Here is a 17,521-nt window from a genome sequence, read left to right as displayed (position 1 = left end):
ACGAAGTTCAGATCGCCCTGGCGGCGTTCTCACTGGTTTTCAGCAGACTCCAGAGCCTCGATAGCGTACTCGGCCTGCTGGAGCGCGTAGCGCAGGTCACGAATATCTTTCCGGGTGATCTCGTCACCACAGGCTGCGCGGCGTGCTACTCGACTGAACTCCGAAGCCACCTGCTCCTGCACTCGGTCGAGCTCGGACTCGACGATCGTGCGACCTGCTGCTTCCCAATCAAACGATGCACCGTCAGCTCTTTCCTCCGTGGCGGAGGTAATACTATCTGCGTCCATGGATTCGGGCGCACGGTTTCAGGGAGAGCTTCAGTCTCCCTCGCGCTTCTTCAAGCGGAAACCCGTGCTGAGTACCACGTCAGATAGCTGTTTGATAAACTCTTTGTCAGCTACTCAACTCGATCCGCGAGCATATCCACGAGATCAGCGGCCTCGAGCTGGTCCTCACGGGCCAGCGTCTCGTTCACAGCGTAGTTGACGGCTTCCGCATAGCTGTCACAGTCCGTTTCAGCGACGATACGGGCCAGTTTCTCTACTACGTCGTCACTGAGAGTGAGCGACGTGTAGCCATCTGGTGGCATACAGGTACTTGTTTTACTTCTACTGTAAGCTTTACCGTACCGTCTCCCTCGGAACAACCAGCAGACAGCGTCGGGTGCATCCCGAATTGGCAGCAACTATCGCTATTCGGGTACCTCAATCAAATAGAGATTCTACCGAAATCAGGGGGTTAGAACACTGCTAAACAGGATCTACGTTCCCTGATTACGGCGTAGAAATCCAGATGGACTCGCCGGGATTTGAACCCGGGGCCTTCCCCGTGCCAGGGGGATGATCTACCACTGATCTACGAGCCCTCGCATCGTTTCGTACCGGGTGGGTTTTCTTAAACCCATCGAAGGGATCGGACCGTGGGTCACGGTGTCGTCCGCCGTCGCCGAGCGTGTCGTGTCTCCATTTTGACTGTTCGGCCACAATAGATAAGGCGGGCAACAGCCACTCTCCACCAGAGTCAGCGCGGTTTCGGGTCACAGTATGCGGGGTCACACACGCGGACAGACGACGTTGGATTTCGCGTTCGGCATGAGTCTCTTCCTCGCCGTCGTGTTGTTCGTCTTCCTGTTCGTGCCCGGCGTAGTCGAGCCGTTCACCGCGGGGGCACAGGAGGAGACCGTCGCCGTCGACAGAGTGGCCGACGATCTCTCGCGGGCGACGCTGGGCAGTGCCGAGCGTCCGAAGGTCCTGAACGCCACGTGTACGGCGGCGTTTTTCGACAATCGCTCGGAGAGTGGCTGTCACTTCGCGGGCGAGACGACGAACGAGCGGCTGGGGCTGGACGGCCGCCAGCGGGTCAACGTCACGGTGACGCGAAACGGGACGACAGCCCGCGAGGGGGCGAGTCCGCTGTGCTGGGACGCGGATGCCGCGGCGCTGCAGGACCAGAGTGACTGCGAGAGTGGCGACGTGTCTCTCCAGGCGGGCGAGCCGACGACGGACGACGTGGACGAGTCGGTGACCGCGCGTCGAGTGGTGTCGCTGCATCGCGAGGTCGTCACGCTGGAGGTCGTACTGTGGTGAGTCCGGAACGCGGGCAGGCCCACACGCTCGAAGCGGTGATCGCGGGGCTACTGCTGTTGAGCAGCGTCGTCTTCGCGATGCAGATGACGGCGGTGACGCCGCTGTCGGCCAGTACGTCGAGCCAGCACATCGAGAACCAGCAGCGTTCAGTCACGCAGGGCGTGCTCGCGACGGCGGCCGACCAGGGCGCGCTCTCGACGAGCGTCCGGTACTGGAACGATACCGACGGCCGGTTCCACGGCGCACCCGACATCGGGTTCTACACGAACGAGCCGCCGGACACGACCTTCGGGCGGATCTTGGAGCGGACCCTCGACGAGCGCAGCATCTCGTACAACGTCTACCTCCGGTACCGCAGGCAGAGCGGCGGGATCGCCACCCGGCGGATGATCTACCGCGGTCGGCCGAGCGACAACGCGGTGTCGGCCGCACGGACCGTGACGCTCAGGCCGGACGATCCGCTAATGCGACCGGACGAGACCGCCAACGAGTCGGTGACCGTCGGTTCGGCGAGTCGCTATCCCGTCCAGCAGGTCGGCACGTCGGTGTACAACGTGGTCCGCGTGGAGGTGGTCGCGTGGCGGATCTGAGCCGCCTGGGTCGCCGCTGTCGCTCGCTGGGCGAGGACCGCGCACAGGTCATTCTGGTGGCGGCCTTCGTGATGGCGGTCACGTTCGTCATGCTGGCGCTGGTCGTCAACTCGGCGATCTTCACGGAGAACCTCGCCAGTCGCGGCGAAACGGCGGGCAGCGACGACGCGTTGCTGGTGCGCCAGTCGGTCGAGCAGTCGACCGGCCACGCGATCGAGTACGCGAACACGCACAACGCCAGCGACACGACGACGCTGGCGACGAGCCTCGACGAGAGCGTCGAGACGCTCTCGGCCCTGTCGGGAGAACACCACGCCTCGGGCGGGAAGGTGGTCAGCGTCGCGGGACCGACCGACATCGAGAACGGAACCAGAATCAGGGACGATGCACCCGGCGGCTCCTCGTTCGAAAACGCGAGCGAGGGTGGCGCGACGAGTGTCGACTGGCGCGTCGCCCACGGCGTCGCGGAGACACGCGCCTACAGGATGAACGTGAGCGGCGTCAATCGAACGGGCAACTTCGGCGGCCCGGCCGACCAGTTCCGTGTGCGGATCGAGGACAGTGCGGGCGCGACCTGGATCATGAACGTCACCCACGACACCGCAGACGGGACGTACAAGATCGGCGTCGAGGACGGTACCGGACGACAGGGCGTCTGTGCGGTCGACGACGGAGTCGACTACTTCCACGTCGATCTGACGGCGGGGCTCGTCGACGGGACACCGTGTCCGGCGCTGTCGTTCGGCGAGGGCGTGTCGGAACCCTACGAGATCGCCTACGAGGAGGGCGACGAGGTGACCGGCAACTACTCGCTGATCGTCGGCGAGGACGCCACCAGCAACGGGAACCTGCCGTCGTCGTCGACGGGAGACGATCCGTACGCGACGCCCGCCATCTACGCCGCGAACGTCACGTACCGCTACGACGGGGCGAAGTTGCGCTACGAGACGACGATCCGGGTCGCGCCGGGTGAGCCGACGTGAACGATCGCGCCGTCTCCTCGACGTTCAGCTACGTGCTCAGCCTCGCGATCGCGACCATGCTGGTGACGGGGCTGCTCGTCGCGTCCGGCAGCTTCGTCGAGGACCGCCAGCGACAGGTCGTCAGGTCCGAACTGCAGGTGATCGGCCAGCAGGTGTCGGCAGACATCGCACGCGCGGACAGGCTCGTCAGAGCCAGTGACGATCGGGCCGGTGCGACGGTGCGGATCGAGCAGCAGTTCCCCGCCCGAATCACGGGCACGACCTACCGGCTCGAACTCGTGGCGACGCCGTCGCCGACGATCCGCTTGCGGTCGAGCAGTCCCGAGGTTCGTGTCACGGTGGGCGTCCAGAACAGGACAGCACTCAGCAACTCGTCGGCCGACGGCGGAACGGTCGTCGTCGGCTACGACGGCAGCGCTCTGGGGGTGCGCAATGACTGATCGCGCGGTCAGCGAGGTGCTCGGGTTCGCCCTCGTGTTCGGGATGGTCGTCGCCTCGGTGGCGATCATCTCGGTCAGCGGACTGGGAACCCTCCAGGACGTGCGGGATGCCGAGCAGACGAACAACGCACAGCGGGCCTTCGACGTGCTGGCGGACAATATGGCCGACATCCACCAGCGTGGGGCCCCGAGCCGTGCGACCGAAGTCAGCCTCGGCAGCGCGCAACTGTACACGGGCGAGAACGTGACGATCAACGTGACCGCGATCGACCGCGACACCGCCGACGGGAACGAGAGCGTCGAGCGGTCGGTCAGACCGATCGTCTACGAGGGCGACGGAGCGCAACGGCTCGTCTACGAGGGTGGCGCGGTGTTTCAGCTCTCCCGTGACGGCGGATTCACCACCGTCGAACCGCCGCTGGTGGTCCGAGACGGCCGTGTGCTCGTCCCGATCGTCCAGACGCGGACCGAGCGCGTCCGGAGCGTCGCCGGGTCGACCGTCCTGGTGCGTGCGAACCAGCAGTCGTCGGCCGTCGCCGTCGCCGGTACCGGCGGGCAGTTCGAGAACGTCAGCGTGACCGTCACGTCGCCGCGGTGGGAACTCTGGCAGCAATCTTTCGAGCAGACCGCACTCTCGGCGTGTGCGCCCGACCCGGGCGCGGACAGCGTGACGTGCTATCTGGAGCCTGGGACGTCGCCGGATCGACTGTACGTCCCCGTCCACGAGATCGATCTGACGATCGAGCTGTGACGACCGAGGAGAGCACACTGTCGGCTGTCCATCTGTGACCGATTTCGCTACCCCGGCGACGAATATCGTCACGACGTGACAGCCAACAGTGTCAGTCGCGGGCCTCGATCTCGATCTCCGAGACGTGGAGGTAGGTCAGCCGGACGATATTCTCGGCCGGCGGGACGGCGTTGACCCGCTTTAGCGATCGGTCGTAGTGGACCTGTCCGCCGTTGTCCATCGTGACGGTCCCGGTGACGACGCCGCCGTAGAGGCTTCCCTTCTCGACCGTGAACGAGCTACTGCCGAGCGTGCCGCCGGGCGCGAAGACGACGCCCTCGAACAGGTGGGTGTCACCGGAGGTGCCGTCGATCCGTCCCTGGAAGTCGCCGCGGCCGTAGAGCCAGAACTGCGAGGCGTTTTGCCCCTCGTCGACGTCGATCTGGCCGCCGCTTCCCTCGATCGAGAAGTGGTGGTCCGACGCCGTCGTCGCCTGCCCGTCGACGTACAGACGGACCGTCCCGTTTCCGACGACGTGGATGCGGCCGTCGTTCTTCAGCTGGACGTAGTCACGGACCGCGACACTGATCGTCCCGTCGGTCCCGGTGTCCAGCGTCAGCGTCTCGCCGTCGAGCACGAGTCGATCGAGGTGGTACTCGCCGGCCGAGAGCGTCTGGTCGCCGTCGTCGAGAGTCGTCCCCGAGATCGCGCTCGCGTCGCCGTTGTCGTTGTCCTCGGTCGCGTTCTCGTATCGCCGCTCGATGACGGCGTCGACCGGACCGATCCCGTCGACGCCCGAGAGCTGTTCGATCGAGCCGTCGACACCGCCGCTGCCGGTGACCTTGATGTCGTCGGTGTAGCCGGCGTCTCGGGTCACCACACCGCCCCCTTTGACAGTCACCTTGCCCCCCGACGCCAGCGAGCCGTTGACCTGGCTGTTGCCCTTGACCGTCACGTCGCCGGCCGTCCGGATCGAGCCGTCGTGTGTCTTCGTGTCGGCGTACAGCCCGGTCCCTTTCGAGGAGTTGTAGCTGTCCGTCCGGGTCTGATCGCCGCTTCCGGCCAGTACGATCTCGCCGCCCGCCGACGTGGCCGCGACGGCGTTCGTGACAGTCTGTGGCCCGGCCGGGACGACGAGTGTCACCGTCGCCGTCTCGTTCGCGTGGTCGAGCGTGGCCTCGCCGTCCGTGCGCTCTTCGAAGAACTGGCCCCACGCCCGGTAGTACTCACTCTTGACGGTCACGTTGACGCGGCCGCCGTCCAGCGGGTTCACCCACTGCTCGTCGGCCGAGGCGTTCGGAAAGTATTGCGTCGAGCGCCCGCCCGGCCGAACCGCGATCCGCCCGTCGAGCGACTCCTCGCCGGAGACGGTCACCAGCGGGAGCGTCAGCGTCGCGTCCCGGTAGTGAAACTCCGGTGGCGAGACCATCAGCGACCCCCCGTTGCCGTCCGTCTTCCAGACGCCCCCGCCCTGGTACGCGACCGAGCGGCCGTCGTTCTCGTAGGCGATCGAGCCGAGCGTCGCGTTCATCACCGTCTTCGTGGAGTCGTTGGACGTGTTCGTCACCGCGACGGTCATCCACCCCGCGTCGTCCCGGAGCCGATAGGCGGCCCCGTCCGTCCTCGACAGCGAGAGTTCCTGTCCGCCGGCACTCCCCAGCGCGACCATCGCGACGTTCGAGTCCAGTTGTGTCAGGCCCTTCTCGGCGCGCTCGACGTCCATCGTCTCGCGGGTGTCCGACAGCGACTGGGCACCCAGCGTCACGACGGCCAGCGAGCCGGCGACGACCATCGAGAGGACGAGAACGACGGCGATCGGCGAGGACTGCCCGCGCCGGCCGAGGCCCCGGTACATACCGTCACGGATGCGACTGGAGGGAATAAGGCGCGCGACCGTTCGAACCGTTTAGGACCGTTCAAACGGTTATCGCCGGTGATATTCGAGGAGGAGAGGAAAGCGCTGGGCCGGCCCGTCGCCGTCGACAGAGCGTCGCCGGCCGCAGTAGAAACGGTTTTACGCGCCGAGTGGGGAGAGTACGTCGGGAACAGCACGACCGCAAATCTGACCCGCCACGCGGTTGCGTGGCTTCGAGATTGCGGCCGTGTCCGGTGTTTCGACACCACACGCTCGCGCTGCGAGTAGCACGTAGCGGTCTGTGCCGTTCCAACCTAACAATGGCACGAATGCACACACGACGCCGCGGCTCGTCCGACTCGGACAAGCCCGTGGCAGACGAACCGCCGGAGTGGAGCGACGTAGACGAAGACGCGATCGAGGAGCGAGTCGTCGAGCTCGCAGAGCAGGGCCACTCGCCCAGCGAGATCGGCCTCAAGCTCCGCGACGAGGGCGTCCAGGGGACGCCGATCCCGGACGTCTCGCTGGCGACGGGCAAGAAGGTCACCGAGATCCTCGAAGAGAACGACGCGACCGACGAACTGCCCGAGGACCTCCGGAACCTGATGAAGAAGGCCGTCCGCCTGCGAGAGCACATGGACGAGAACCCGGGCGACCACCAGAACAAGCGCGCGCTCCAGAACAACCAGTCGAAGATCCGCCGTCTCGTCGACTACTACCGCGGCGACGAGATCGACGCGGACTTCACCTACAGCTACGAGCGAGCGAAGCAACTGGTCGAGTAATCGATGTCCACAGCCGGTCGCGATCAGGCGTCCGCCACGCCGCCCAGTGACCTCGCCGGCACGCTCGACGGGGCCGACTTCGTTCGGCTCGTCGCACGCGCCGACGGTGACGGACTGGCAGCGACGGGACTCCTCGCACGCGCTCTCACGGCGCGAGAGACGCCATTCCAGGCGTCGATCGCGCGAACGGGCGAGGCGGGAGCCCGGACGACGGACGCCGACGTCACGGTCAGCGTCGGTGCCGACGGCGTCGACGCGACCGCGACACTCGCGGACGAGCCACTGAGCACCGCGGCCGTCGAGACGGTGCGGGCGCTGGGCACCGAGCCCGATCTGGCGCTCGCGCTGGCCGGCGCGACCGTCGCCGATGGCGACTCCGACGGGGCCACGCTGGCCGATGCCGGCGGGTTCGAGCGCCGCCCCGGCGTCGCCGTCCCGGTGAGCGAGTACGTCGACGGGCTCGCACACTCGACGCTGTTGCACGCGCCGTTCTCCGGCGAGCGCGCGGCCGTCGAGGAGGCGGTCGAGGCGCTGGGCTCCGAGGCCGATACGGACCGACACCGTCGCGTCGCCTCGCTGGTCGCGCTGGCGATCGCGGGCGACGAGACCGCCAACGATCGGGCCACCGAGGCAATCGAGCGGGCGCTACACCCCTACGTCGGCGGCCCGTTCGAGACGATCGGGGGCTACGGCGACGTGCTGGATGCCGTCGCACGCGAACGGCCCGGACTCGGCGTCGCGCTCGCGCTCGGCCACGACGACGTGCGCGAGCAGGCACTCGACGTCTGGCGGACCCACGCGAGTCGGGCCCACACTGGTATCCGAACAGCGTCGACCCAGCGCTACGACGGCCTGTTCGTCGTCCGGGGCGACGCGATGCCAGTCGAGACGGTCGCCCGACTCGTCGCGCGGTTTCGCTCGCCCGAGCCGGTGACGCTGGTCGTCGCTGGCGACAGGGCCGCGGTTCGCGGGACCGACGACCGATCCGTCGCGCCCGCGCTCGACGCCGCGACGGCCGCCGTCGGCGGAACCGCGACCCGCACGAGCGCGCAGTTCGAGGGCGACACCGACGACCTCGTCGAGCAGGTCCGGGAGGCACTATGAGAGAAGCGACGATCCGGACGGCCCACGGCGACGACGCCACGGCCGAACGGATCGCCAGCGCGCTCCGCCCGGACAACACCGACGAGATGGCCACGCGCGTCGACGGCGACGAGATCGTGACCACGATCGACCGCGAGACGACCGGCGGACTCCACTCGACAGTCGACGACTACGTCGTCAACCTCCGCGTCGCAGCACAGCTTGCCGACCAACACACAACACACACATCATGAGCGAACGATCCGTATCCCGACAGAAGCAGCAAAAGCGGTGGTACACCGTGCTCGCTCCCGAGCAGTTCGACCGGGAGGAACTCGGTGAGACCACGGCAGACGAGGCAGAGAAGGTGCTCGGACGCACCATCCAGACAACGCTGGGCGATCTGAAAGACGACGCCAGCGAGAACAACACGAAGCTGACCTTCAAGATCAACGAGGTCGCCTCCGACTCCGCGTACACGGAGTTCATCAAGCACGAGCTGACCCGCGACTACCTGCGGTCGCTCGTCCGCCGAGGCTCCTCGAAGGTCGAGGCCTTCATCACCGTGCTGACGACGGACGACTACCGCGTCCAGATCCAGCCGGTCGCGCTGACGACCAAGAAGGCCGACGCCTCCCAGGAGAAGGCGATCCGCCGACAGATGATCGACATCGTCGAGGAGACGGCCGAAGACCGCAGCTTCGAGCAGCTCGTCGACTCCATCGTCGAGGGGCGACTCTCCTCTGCACTGTACAGCGAGTGCAAGGACATCTACCCGCTTCGCCGGGTCGAGATCCAGAAGACCACGATGGAAGCCCGTCCCGAGGAAGTCGCAGCCGAAGAAGAGACCTCGGTCGACGTCGAGGAGTAACTGCGCTTTCGCCGCGTTTTTTCGACGCAACCCTCGTAGCAGCCGGCTAATCGCTGGTAGACGGAGCCCAACGAAGGGGCCGTCGGCAGAACCACGCCCCAATGAGTCACCTCGAACAGAGGCGGTCGAGCTACGAGTACCGGCCCGTCGAGCCGACCGACGTACAGGGGTTTCTCGACCTCCACGAGACGGTCTGGGGACACGAGCGGCGAGCGGCGTGGTTCCGCTGGCGGTTCGGAGAGAACCCGTACGTCGACGAGATTCCGATGGTCGTCGCCGAGTGCGACGGCGAGGTCGTCGGTGCCGAGCCCTGTCTGACGTTCAGAGTGCGGCTCGGCGAGGAGACGGTGCTGGCCTTCCAGCCGGCCGACTGGGTCGTCCACCCGGACCATCGCGAGCGCGGGGTGTTCACCGGAATGACCGAACGGTTGCTCGAACGGTACAGCGACGGCCCCGCGCAACTGTACTTCAACTTCCCGACGGCCGCTCTCGTTCCGGGCCTGGAGTCGTTCGACTGGACGCTCAGGGACGGGCCACGCACCCACTACCGGATTCAGAACCCCCAGCGTCTCGTCCGACACGGCTCGGGCTCTAAGCGTGAGTTCCGATCGATCGCGTCCCGACACCTCGGCCGGCTGGCGACGCCCCTGGCTCGGGGCTATCTCTCCGTCCGGGACCGACTCCGCCGCGACGGGGCGGCGATTGGCGTCGAGCGACACCACAGCGTTCCCGCCGACCTGCTCGCTGGACTGAGCGACGGCGAGGGACGGGACCCCGTCCACGTGGTCAGAGACACCGACTACTACCGGTGGCGCTTCGCGAACCCTCGCTGGGAGACGACGACGTACGTCGCCCGGCGCGACCAGAGAGCCGTGGCAGCCTGCGTCGTCTGTCGAGAGCGGCGCGGCGGCATCCTGACAACTGCCGTCCTCGATACGGTGCCACGCGGGAGCGCGGTCGCGCCGGAGGTCTTCGAGGCGCTGCTGACGCCGATCGTCGCCGACGCGGCCGACTCGGACGTCGTCAAGGTCGGCGAGGGACCGATCCCGTCGTCCGTCCTCGACGCGTTCGGCTTCCGGGCGAGTGACGCGTTCCCGCTGTCGATGCTTTCCGACAGGTCCGTCCTCGCGGTGCGTCCGGCGCACCGCTCGGCGGACGGGCCGGTCGACGGTGCCGGCGTCGATCCGACCGAGCGAGAGTGGGAGCTGGCGCTGGCAGATCGGGACGTTGGCTGATACTGCCGGCTGTACCTTCGTGACGATCTTCGCCACCCTGGGGTGGCGAAATCGGTCACAGATGTACAGCCGGTCGTATGAGACGGCGGTCGCAGCGATGGCGCGGTGAACGACGAGAACGCCGACGAAAACGAGGTAGCGGCCCGGACGAGACAGCGACCCAGACGAGAGAGCGAGCGGAGGTCCTCTTCGTTACTCGACGACGACCGTCCCGATCATTCCGCCGCGCTCGTGTGGGATACAGAAGTAGCGGTACCGGCCGGCGACCTCGAAGGTGTGGCTGTACGTGTCCCCCTGATACAGCGAGCCGTCTGTCGCGTTCGTCCACCCGTCGCGGGCCGACGGTTCGTCGTCGAACCCGCCGGAAGCGAAGTAGTCTGCTCCGTCCGGAATGGCGTCCTCGTAGGCAGTCACGGAGTGGGCGTGAGAGCTCGTGTTTCGCCAGACGACGGTGTCACCGGCGGCGACGGTGATCTCGGCGGGATCGAACGCGTTGCTCGTCATCCCGACGTCGTAGTCCCCTGACTCGGTGAGGCCACCGAGACACCCCGACAGTCCGACCGCACTCGCCCCGACGACCGTTCGCAGGTAGGCGCGACGCTCCATAGCCCAAGTCGGGGCTGGACGATCAAAGACGGCTCGGTTCCGGACGGCCTCGGTTCGGAACTGCAAAGTGGAGTCGCCGGGAGGCTGAGGTATGAAAGCGACCGCGAAGGCACACCCGATCCAGGGGATCGTCAAGTATCACGGGATGCGCGACGAGGAACTGCGCTTGCCCTACCACGACAGCATCAGCGTCTGTACGGCACCGAGCCACTCGAAGACGACCGCGGCGTTCGATCCGGAACTCGACGCCGACGAGTACGTCATCGACGGCGCGGCAGTCGAGGGTCGCGGGGCCGAGCGCATCGCGGCCGTCGTCGACCACGTTCGCGAACTGGCGGGGATCGACCACCGCGTGCGCTTCGAGTCAGAGAACTCCTTCCCGACGAACATCGGCTTTGGCTCCTCTGCCTCCGGGTTCGCGGCTGCGGCGATGGCACTCGTCGAGGCGGCGGGCCTCGACATGACTCGCCCCGAGGTGTCGACGGTCGCGCGTCGCGGTTCGTGCTCCGCCGCGCGGGCGGTGACGGGCGGGTTCTCCCACCTCAAGAACGGCATGAACGACGCGGACTGTCGCTCCGAGCGCATCGAGACCGAACTGGAAGACGAGCTTCGGGTCGTCGCCGGCATGGTCCCGTCCTACAAGGAGACGGAGGCGGCCCACGAGGAGGCCGCGGCGAGTCACATGTTCGAGAACCGGATGGCCCACATCCACGGCCAGATCGCAGAGGCACGCGACGCCATCGCGGGCGGCGAGTTCGACCGGACCTTCGAGCTGGCCGAACACGACTCGCTGTCCCTGGCCGCGACGACGATGACCGGGCCGGCTGGCTGGGTGTACTGGCAGCCCCGGACGATCGAGATCTTCAACGCCGTCCGCGAACTCCGAGCGGAGGACGTCCCGGTCTACTTCTCCGTCGACACCGGCGCGAGCGTCTACGTCAACACCACGGCGGAGTACGTCGACCGCGTCGAGGAGACGGTGGCCGACTGCGGCGTCGACACCCGAGTCTGGGAGGTCGGCGGCCCCGCGCGGATTCTCGACGGCTCCGAGGCGCTGTTCTGAGACGGCTGGCCACGAATCGGTGGCCGATCTCGCCACACCGAGATAGCGAATCCGTTCGCGAAGCGACAGTACGGCCGGAGCGACGGCGCTTCCGTCGCCGATACCGACGCATAAATGCATCCACGGACCGTACGCCACAGCTATGTCCGACCGGATCGTCGGCGAGCTTCAGGACCAGGCGACCGTCGAGGAACGGGTGGCATCGGGCGCGACGACCGACTGGGTTGTCGATCACTGGACCACGTTCCGTGATGGCCTCCTCGGCGAGCGAAACGGCACGCCGTTCCCGTGCTTTTTCGGGGCCGAATCCGTGGCCAACGGGGACCCGCTGTACACCGCGGTCCCGTCGATGACCGACAAGGACGCGTTGCTGGATCTGGGCCGGACCCTCCTGCAGTATCTGGACACGTACCAGGAACACAGCGACCGCGCGTCACTCGTCGCGTTCTTCAAGCCACCCGAGCGCGACCTCACGGAGGCCCAGTACCACGAGGCGCTGTGGAACATCCTGCAGTTCCTGCACGTCCACGATCCAGCACCCTGGCCCGAAGCCATCCCGACCGATCCAGACGATCCCCACTGGGAGTTTTCCTTCGGCGGCGAGCCGATCTTCCCGACCTGCCGGGCACCCTTCTACGACACCCGAAAGAGCCGGTACTGCCCGGTCGGACTGGAGATCACCTTCCAGCCGCGGGCGCTCTTCGAGGACATGGGCGTGACCGCCGATACCGAAGCCGGCGAACACGCCCGGGAGATCATCCAGGACCGACTCGAAGGGTACGACGGCGTCTGTCCGCACGCAGACCTCGGGGACTGGGGCGTCGAAGGGGATCGAGAGTGGCCACAGTACATGCTCTCGGAGGACGAACGACAGGCACCGAGCGAGTGCCCGATCGCGATCAGCCGCGAGCACCCCAAGTCGACGCGGCTGCTGGACGCTCGCGAGGGCGTGGGCCACCCCAACTGAGACGATGGCGGAGACACCGGTCCTGGTGCTGATCGACTTTCAGCAGGGGTTCGACGAACCCGGCTGGGGAACGCGCAACAACCCCGACGCCGAGGCGAACGCGGCACGACTCCTCGCGACGTGGCGGTCGCGTGACCAGCCCATCGTCCACGTCCGCCACGACTCGACGGAGCCCGACTCGCCGCTGCGGGGAGACGCGCCCGGGTTCGACTACAAGCCCGAACTCGCCCCCGCCGACGGTGAGGCGACGTTCCGCAAGCAGGTCAACGGTGCGTTCGTCGACACCGGCCTGGAGGCGTGGCTCCGCGAACGAGGTCACGAGTCGATCGTCGTCTGTGGGCTGACGACCGACCACTGCGTGTCGACGACCGTCCGGATGGGCGAGAATCGAGGGTTCGAGGTGTTCGTCGTGGCAGACGCGACGGCGACGTTCGACCGGACGCTGGAAGACGAGCAGTTCGACGCGGCACTCGTTCACAGAACGGCGCTGGCACACCTCGACGGGGAGTTCGCCACCGTCCTCTCGACGGCGGCGGCCGTCGACCGCTGGTGACGGTCGAGGTATGTGATACCATAGCAACCATTAAGCGCCCGCTCCACCAAACGGGGGTATGGAGACAGTCGAGCGACCGACGTTCGAGTCTGATACCAGTCGCCGCATCTACGAGTACGTCGAGCGCCACGGCACCGCGAAGCGACACATTCTGCTGGAGCAAAGCGACGCGTCGGCAGAATCGTTCGGCGAACACCTCGACGAACTGAAAGAGCGAGGGTACCTCAGCGAGGACGGCGGGACGATCCGCGTCGCGCTGGACGTGGGGGCAGTCGAGCAGTACGAGACCGGCGACCTGTCGGTGACGATCCGGCCGGCCCGCCACGAGGACTTCGACGGCCTCGTCCGGACGATCCGGGACGTCACCGACGAGGAGACCTACGTCGTCGCCGAGACCGTCGCCGAGGAACTGCTCTACGAAGACACCGTCAACCGCCACACGACCGTCGAGTCTCGCGTGTTCTTCGTCGCGACGGTCGACGGCGAGGTCGTCGGGTGGACCCACCTGGACCTGCCACAACTGGACTCGCTGGCCGGGACCGCCCAGCAGACCGTCGGCGTCGACAGCGACTATCGAGGACGGGGCATCGGCAGCGAACTCCTCCAGCGGGGCCTCTCCTGGGCCGAGGCCAACGGCTACCGGAAGGTGTACAACAGCCTCCCGATGACGAACGACCGGGCCATCGAGTTCCTCACCGACCACGGCTGGGACACCGAGGCCATCCGCCGGAACCACTACACGATCGACGACGAGCAGGTCGACGAAGTGATGCTGTCGACGACGATATAGCACAGTTTCGACCACCCAGAGACAGTAACGCCGTCACCGGGACGTGGTCACTGTGTCACACGTCTCGACTTGCTGCTGGCTGACACTCTCATCAGTTTCGTCATCGACTCCGACAGGACCGCCGCTGCCACGATACGTGAACGTGTAGGAAGCGATCGTGCCGGACGCGTGGACGATACCGATTTCTCCGGTGCGTTCTGTTCCATCACAGCCACCGTCGGGTGCGCCGTTCTCGAACGCGAAGGGACGGTACACCGTTTCGAACCGAGCGGTGTCGCCCGGCCCGACGACGAGATCTCTCCTCGACGGATCGAGCGGCCGGTTCCCTCCGGAACCAACGATGCTCGGTCCCAGTTCGAACTCATCACGGTCGAACGAGTCGCTCTGCAGATCGACAGTGGGGTTCGGGACATCCCCGTACATTCCGACGAATCGAACGAGAAGGGGAGCAGTGCCGGCGTTGTGGATGTCGAAGGAGACACTACCGTCCGACTGTACGTCGATATTCTTCGCGACGCCGTGGACTGGTTCCCAGACCCACTGACTGACCCACCCGTCGGCGGTCTTGGCTTTCACGTAGAGGTTCTTCGAGAGGTAGGAGACAAACTGATCCGGGAACACGACATCGAAGCGAGCCTGGTCAGAAGGGCGGGTGATCCGCTGGTACTGACGGTCGAGCGCTCGATCTACCAGTACGGCCTCCTCGATGTCGGCGTGCTCTCGAAATCGTACGATCAGTTGTCGTCCCTCGTAACGATGACTTTCGAAGACGTCTGCTCCGGTCTGATCGTCGTCCGCCGATATCCCCAGACTTAGGCAGCCACTAGTCATTGGCGTGGCACCGGCGATGACCGTGACGAATTTTCTCCGTCTCATAATGCGGGATGTGGTTTTCGATAATATTCAGATGATTTACTTGAAAATGCCTATCCAACGGCGTCAGAGACCGCCCCACTAAAAGTCGGTCTCAACTTTGTAGTTCCACACGATTCCGGTGTCTTCGTCGTCGAAGTCAAGTTTTGAATCAGATCCGATGTCGACAAAAGCGATAATGTCTTGTATTTGCTCTTCCTCCCCGCTCCAGGACACGGTATACGATCCTTCCGGTCCAGGTGTCCATTCGATTGCTCCGAACAGCCCGTCGTTGAATCGAACAACCTCGTCACCCCCAAATGCAACACCGCTAACCTCGGTATAGTGTCGGACAGATATGCGTTCATCATTGACTCGCTCAGTGCCGGTGGGATCACGCCCGTGAAAGGTTACATCACCGTCCTTGTCGTTTATATTCGATCTGAGAAGATTAATCTCTGCATCAGCACAAAGGACCCCGCTACTATCCGATTTGGTGCACTGCTGCCACAGTTCGACAATGTACCGGTACTGGCCGTTACTGTCTTGAACGATAGCCCCTTCATCATCGACCGCTTTGTACACTGTGCACAAGTGTTCGGCACTGAAGTTCGGATTGTCTCCTTGTGGACAGTTGGGCGCCAGGTCTGAGGTCTGTTTCCAATGATCCACATACGTGAGGTTTTGCAAATTCGCGTCTGCACTAGAAGAACTCACACCTTCGTTCACGGCAGGGTGGACGATATCCCGCTGTTTCATAATTGATACCCACTCCTGCTTGGTTCCGCTGTTCTCGGAACTGAGTTCTACGGATCCACTGTCTCTGGTGCGACTCCCAGCAGTTCGACGACCATCGCTTTCTCGACCGGTATTACTGTCAGCACGAACACTTTGAACGCCTGCTAGTCCCGTGAATGCGAGTGCGCCGGTGGTCGAAAGTACGGTTCTCCGACTGATATTGTCAGATTTTTCTGACATGCATATGTAAATATTCTCGGAAGGGTTAAAAAATTTTCTATTAGTTAGAAATTTATAATATATTAGATTTAATATTAAGTTTTTGGCATAGAGCACACCAGAAAACCTCTATTACAGCATCTCAGATTCAGAGTTGTGTTTCTCTAATACTTCTGATAACGCGTCAGCCGATCTTTTTTGGCACAGTTCTTCCACGAACCTGTGTCTGCGAAATCGGTTGAAAAAGTGGTATAGGCATAAGAATGACTACAGCAAGGGTCGGCTCAACCACCCCAGCTAAGGTTGATACGACGGCGCGCCCAACCGACGGTATGCACGTCGCCGTCCTGGGTGCTGGCTACGCCGGCCTCACACTCGCCCGGAAGCTCGAATCGTCGCTGCCCGAATCGGTCGACCTCGTCGTCGTCGACGAGTCCGAGACCCACGTCGTCCAGCACGAACTCCACCGCGTCGTTCGTCGGCCCGCAGTCGAGGACGAGATCTCGATCCCGCTGACCGACCTGCTGGACTGCGAGGTCCGGCAGGCGACAGTGACGGACGTGGACCCCGAGGCGGGCGTCGCTCGACTGGACGGTGCCCCGGACCTCGACTACGACGTGGGTGCGATCTGTCTCGGTGCCGAGACGGCGTTCTACGACATCGCGGGACTCCGAGAGCACGCCACGCCGCTGAAGCGCCTCGAACACGCCCGTGAGATCCGCGAGCGGTCCCTGGACGTGCTCGACGAGGGTGGGCGCGTCGTCGTCGGCGGTGCCGGCCTCTCGGGGGTGCAGGTCGCTGGCGAACTCGCGGCGATGGCGCGGGAACACGGAGACGAGACAGCCGACGAGGAGGGGGCAGACGGTGGAGACGCCGAGATCCTCCTGCTCGAACAGCTCGACAGCGTCGCGCCGAGCTTTCCCGAGGCGTTCCAGCGGGCCGTCGCCGATCAGCTCGGCCAGCGCGGCGTCGAGATCCGCACGAACGCGACCGTCGAAGCCGTCGACGGAGAGACGATCACGGTCGCCCACGGGGAGGACTTGTCGTACGGGCAGCTCGTCTGGACCGGTGGACTGCACGGACCCGCTGCGCTGGACGACGAGCGGCCGGTCGTCAGGAGCGACCTGCGGCTCGCGGGCGACACGTTCGCTGTCGGCGACGCCGCGAGGGTCGTCGACACGGACGGCGAGCCGGTCCCGGCGAGTGCGCAGGCGGCGATCCGAGAGGCCGGAGTCGCCGCGGAGAACGTCACGGCGTTGGTCGAGCATCGGCTGGCCGGGGCCGGCGGCTTCGAGCCTCGACTAGCTCGCTACACCTTCGACTCGCTCGGGTGGCTCGTCAGCGTCGGCGACGGCGCGGTCGCACAGGTCGGCGACAGCGTCCTGACCGGGCGGGCGGCGCTCGCGCTCAAGACCTCCGTCGGCGCGGGCTATCTCGGCAGCGTCGGCGCGGTCGAGAACGCCGTCGAACTGGTCCAGTCGGAACTCGGGCTGGCAGTCGACGATGTGGACGAGGCGGGCGATCCCGAGGCGGTCGACACGGAGCCCTGAACGGCGAAACCGGAGGGCACTTACC

Annotated in this window: 21 protein-coding genes and 1 tRNA gene; 16 read left to right on the top strand and 6 right to left on the bottom strand. The window is 65.4% G+C overall.

Annotation, left to right across the window (positions count from 1 at the left end; translation table 11 throughout):
• Nucleotides 1-29 precede the first annotated feature (29 nt).
• From IL252_RS10020 to IL252_RS10010, 3 genes are all read right to left on the bottom strand, one after another.
• Nucleotides 30-287, bottom strand: a complete 258-nt coding sequence (locus IL252_RS10020) for a hypothetical protein (RefSeq protein ID WP_208627891.1) — start codon at nt 285-287, stop codon at nt 30-32.
• A 110-nt stretch (nt 288-397) separates the two neighbouring features.
• A complete protein-coding gene (locus tag IL252_RS10015; RefSeq protein WP_208627890.1) occupies nt 398-589 on the bottom strand; it encodes a hypothetical protein in 192 nt (63 codons plus the stop codon).
• Between the two features lie 204 nt (nt 590-793).
• Nucleotides 794-865 (bottom strand) — tRNA-Ala (locus tag IL252_RS10010).
• 226 nt (nt 866-1,091) lie between these two features.
• On the opposite strand from IL252_RS10010, the gene IL252_RS10005 reads away from it, so the two are divergent.
• From IL252_RS10005 to IL252_RS09985, 5 genes are read left to right on the top strand one after another with little or no spacing between them, the layout of a single operon-like run.
• Nucleotides 1,092-1,586: a hypothetical protein gene (locus IL252_RS10005; protein ID WP_244257010.1), complete on the top strand. Its 495-nt coding sequence runs from the start codon at nt 1,092-1,094 to the stop codon at nt 1,584-1,586.
• Nucleotides 1,583-2,176 (top strand): hypothetical protein, encoded by a 594-nt coding sequence (locus tag IL252_RS10000; protein WP_208627888.1) that lies wholly within the window; start codon nt 1,583-1,585, stop codon nt 2,174-2,176. The genes IL252_RS10005 and IL252_RS10000 overlap by 4 nt, the downstream gene beginning before the upstream one ends.
• Nucleotides 2,164-3,159, top strand: coding sequence for a hypothetical protein (locus IL252_RS09995; RefSeq protein ID WP_208627887.1), 996 nt, complete (start codon nt 2,164-2,166; stop codon nt 3,157-3,159). The genes IL252_RS10000 and IL252_RS09995 overlap by 13 nt, the downstream gene beginning before the upstream one ends.
• The gene (locus tag IL252_RS09990) at nt 3,156-3,599 is read left to right on the top strand and encodes a hypothetical protein (RefSeq protein WP_208627886.1); all 444 of its coding nucleotides are present in this window, start codon (nt 3,156-3,158) and stop codon (nt 3,597-3,599) included. The genes IL252_RS09995 and IL252_RS09990 overlap by 4 nt, the downstream gene beginning before the upstream one ends.
• Entirely contained in the window at nt 3,592-4,350 is a 759-nt protein-coding gene (locus tag IL252_RS09985; protein WP_170094127.1) for a hypothetical protein, read from the top strand. Before IL252_RS09990 ends, IL252_RS09985 begins: the two co-directional genes overlap by 8 nt.
• A 91-nt stretch (nt 4,351-4,441) precedes the next feature.
• On the opposite strand, the gene IL252_RS09980 is transcribed toward IL252_RS09985, so the two are convergent.
• Nucleotides 4,442-6,184: a hypothetical protein gene (locus tag IL252_RS09980; RefSeq protein WP_208627885.1), complete on the bottom strand. Its 1,743-nt coding sequence runs from the start codon at nt 6,182-6,184 to the stop codon at nt 4,442-4,444.
• A gap of 320 nt (nt 6,185-6,504) precedes the next feature.
• On the opposite strand from IL252_RS09980, the gene IL252_RS09975 reads away from it, so the two are divergent.
• The 5 genes from IL252_RS09975 (at nt 6,505) to IL252_RS09955 (ending at nt 10,158) form a co-directional block, all read left to right on the top strand.
• A complete protein-coding gene (locus tag IL252_RS09975; protein ID WP_208627884.1) occupies nt 6,505-6,969 on the top strand; it encodes a 30S ribosomal protein S15 in 465 nt (154 codons plus the stop codon).
• 3 nt (nt 6,970-6,972) lie between these two features.
• A complete protein-coding gene (locus IL252_RS09970) occupies nt 6,973-8,073 on the top strand; it encodes a hypothetical protein (protein ID WP_208627883.1) in 1,101 nt (366 codons plus the stop codon).
• Complete coding sequence (locus IL252_RS09965; RefSeq protein ID WP_170094123.1) at nt 8,070-8,306, top strand: KEOPS complex subunit Pcc1; 237 nt, start codon at nt 8,070-8,072, stop codon at nt 8,304-8,306. Before IL252_RS09970 ends, IL252_RS09965 begins: the two co-directional genes overlap by 4 nt.
• A complete protein-coding gene (locus tag IL252_RS09960; protein ID WP_153553458.1) occupies nt 8,303-8,923 on the top strand; it encodes a 30S ribosomal protein S3ae in 621 nt (206 codons plus the stop codon). The genes IL252_RS09965 and IL252_RS09960 overlap by 4 nt, the downstream gene beginning before the upstream one ends.
• A gap of 101 nt (nt 8,924-9,024) precedes the next feature.
• Nucleotides 9,025-10,158 (top strand): GNAT family N-acetyltransferase, encoded by a 1,134-nt coding sequence (locus IL252_RS09955; RefSeq protein WP_208627882.1) that lies wholly within the window; start codon nt 9,025-9,027, stop codon nt 10,156-10,158.
• A gap of 192 nt (nt 10,159-10,350) precedes the next feature.
• Here the strand turns inward: IL252_RS09955 and IL252_RS09950 are convergent, their stop codons facing one another.
• Entirely contained in the window at nt 10,351-10,764 is a 414-nt protein-coding gene (locus IL252_RS09950) for a plastocyanin/azurin family copper-binding protein (protein ID WP_208627881.1), read from the bottom strand.
• Nucleotides 10,765-10,855: 91 nt separating this feature from the next.
• Here IL252_RS09950 and mvaD point away from each other — a divergent pair, with 91 nt between their 5' ends.
• The 5 genes from mvaD (at nt 10,856) to IL252_RS09925 (ending at nt 14,953) form a co-directional block, all read left to right on the top strand.
• On the top strand, nt 10,856-11,827 hold the full coding sequence (mvaD, locus tag IL252_RS09945; protein ID WP_208627880.1) for a phosphomevalonate decarboxylase MvaD: 972 nt from the start codon (nt 10,856-10,858) through the stop codon (nt 11,825-11,827).
• 142 nt (nt 11,828-11,969) lie between these two features.
• On the top strand, nt 11,970-12,794 hold the full coding sequence (locus tag IL252_RS09940; RefSeq protein ID WP_208627879.1) for a YqcI/YcgG family protein: 825 nt from the start codon (nt 11,970-11,972) through the stop codon (nt 12,792-12,794).
• Between the two features lie 4 nt (nt 12,795-12,798).
• Nucleotides 12,799-13,347, top strand: coding sequence for a cysteine hydrolase family protein (locus tag IL252_RS09935; protein ID WP_208627878.1), 549 nt, complete (start codon nt 12,799-12,801; stop codon nt 13,345-13,347).
• 58 nt (nt 13,348-13,405) lie between these two features.
• Entirely contained in the window at nt 13,406-14,137 is a 732-nt protein-coding gene (locus IL252_RS09930; RefSeq protein ID WP_208627877.1) for a GNAT family N-acetyltransferase, read from the top strand.
• Nucleotides 14,138-14,305: 168 nt separating this feature from the next.
• Complete coding sequence (locus IL252_RS09925; RefSeq protein ID WP_208627876.1) at nt 14,306-14,953, top strand: hypothetical protein; 648 nt, start codon at nt 14,306-14,308, stop codon at nt 14,951-14,953.
• A gap of 138 nt (nt 14,954-15,091) precedes the next feature.
• Here the strand turns inward: IL252_RS09925 and IL252_RS09920 are convergent, their stop codons facing one another.
• Nucleotides 15,092-15,967: a hypothetical protein gene (locus tag IL252_RS09920; protein WP_208627875.1), complete on the bottom strand. Its 876-nt coding sequence runs from the start codon at nt 15,965-15,967 to the stop codon at nt 15,092-15,094.
• A gap of 311 nt (nt 15,968-16,278) precedes the next feature.
• Here IL252_RS09920 and IL252_RS09915 point away from each other — a divergent pair, with 311 nt between their 5' ends.
• Nucleotides 16,279-17,496 carry an NAD(P)/FAD-dependent oxidoreductase gene (locus IL252_RS09915; protein WP_208627874.1) on the top strand — a complete coding sequence of 406 codons (1,218 nt, stop codon included), beginning with the start codon at nt 16,279-16,281 and terminating at the stop codon, nt 17,494-17,496.
• Nucleotides 17,497-17,521 lie beyond the last annotated feature (25 nt).

Origin of the sequence: Halomicrobium sp. IBSBa, from assembly GCF_017612575.1 — an archaeon.
GTDB lineage: Archaea > Halobacteriota > Halobacteria > Halobacteriales > Haloarculaceae > Halomicrobium.
This window is presented reverse-complemented; position numbering and strand designations above follow the sequence as displayed.

What these genes read in the sequence shown, in the direction of transcription:
- IL252_RS09930 (WP_208627877.1), top strand. Translation starts at nt 13,406, where the DNA reads ATGGAGACAGTCGAGCGACCGACGTTCGAGTCTGATACCAGTCGCCGC.
- IL252_RS09975 (WP_208627884.1), top strand. Translation starts at nt 6,505, where the DNA reads ATGGCACGAATGCACACACGACGCCGCGGCTCGTCCGACTCGGACAAG.
- IL252_RS09965 (WP_170094123.1), top strand. Translation starts at nt 8,070, where the DNA reads ATGAGAGAAGCGACGATCCGGACGGCCCACGGCGACGACGCCACGGCC.
- IL252_RS09985 (WP_170094127.1), top strand. Translation starts at nt 3,592, where the DNA reads ATGACTGATCGCGCGGTCAGCGAGGTGCTCGGGTTCGCCCTCGTGTTC.
- IL252_RS09960 (WP_153553458.1), top strand. Translation starts at nt 8,303, where the DNA reads ATGAGCGAACGATCCGTATCCCGACAGAAGCAGCAAAAGCGGTGGTAC.
- mvaD (WP_208627880.1), top strand. Translation starts at nt 10,856, where the DNA reads ATGAAAGCGACCGCGAAGGCACACCCGATCCAGGGGATCGTCAAGTAT.
- IL252_RS09980 (WP_208627885.1), bottom strand. Translation starts at nt 6,184, where the DNA reads ATGTACCGGGGCCTCGGCCGGCGCGGGCAGTCCTCGCCGATCGCCGTC.
- IL252_RS09915 (WP_208627874.1), top strand. Translation starts at nt 16,279, where the DNA reads ATGCACGTCGCCGTCCTGGGTGCTGGCTACGCCGGCCTCACACTCGCC.
- IL252_RS10015 (WP_208627890.1), bottom strand. Translation starts at nt 589, where the DNA reads ATGCCACCAGATGGCTACACGTCGCTCACTCTCAGTGACGACGTAGTA.
- IL252_RS09920 (WP_208627875.1), bottom strand. Translation starts at nt 15,967, where the DNA reads ATGTCAGAAAAATCTGACAATATCAGTCGGAGAACCGTACTTTCGACC.
- IL252_RS09970 (WP_208627883.1), top strand. Translation starts at nt 6,973, where the DNA reads ATGTCCACAGCCGGTCGCGATCAGGCGTCCGCCACGCCGCCCAGTGAC.
- IL252_RS09940 (WP_208627879.1), top strand. Translation starts at nt 11,970, where the DNA reads ATGTCCGACCGGATCGTCGGCGAGCTTCAGGACCAGGCGACCGTCGAG.
- IL252_RS10020 (WP_208627891.1), bottom strand. Translation starts at nt 287, where the DNA reads ATGGACGCAGATAGTATTACCTCCGCCACGGAGGAAAGAGCTGACGGT.
- IL252_RS09950 (WP_208627881.1), bottom strand. Translation starts at nt 10,764, where the DNA reads ATGGAGCGTCGCGCCTACCTGCGAACGGTCGTCGGGGCGAGTGCGGTC.
- IL252_RS09955 (WP_208627882.1), top strand. Translation starts at nt 9,025, where the DNA reads ATGAGTCACCTCGAACAGAGGCGGTCGAGCTACGAGTACCGGCCCGTC.
- IL252_RS10005 (WP_244257010.1), top strand. Translation starts at nt 1,092, where the DNA reads ATGAGTCTCTTCCTCGCCGTCGTGTTGTTCGTCTTCCTGTTCGTGCCC.
- IL252_RS09935 (WP_208627878.1), top strand. Translation starts at nt 12,799, where the DNA reads ATGGCGGAGACACCGGTCCTGGTGCTGATCGACTTTCAGCAGGGGTTC.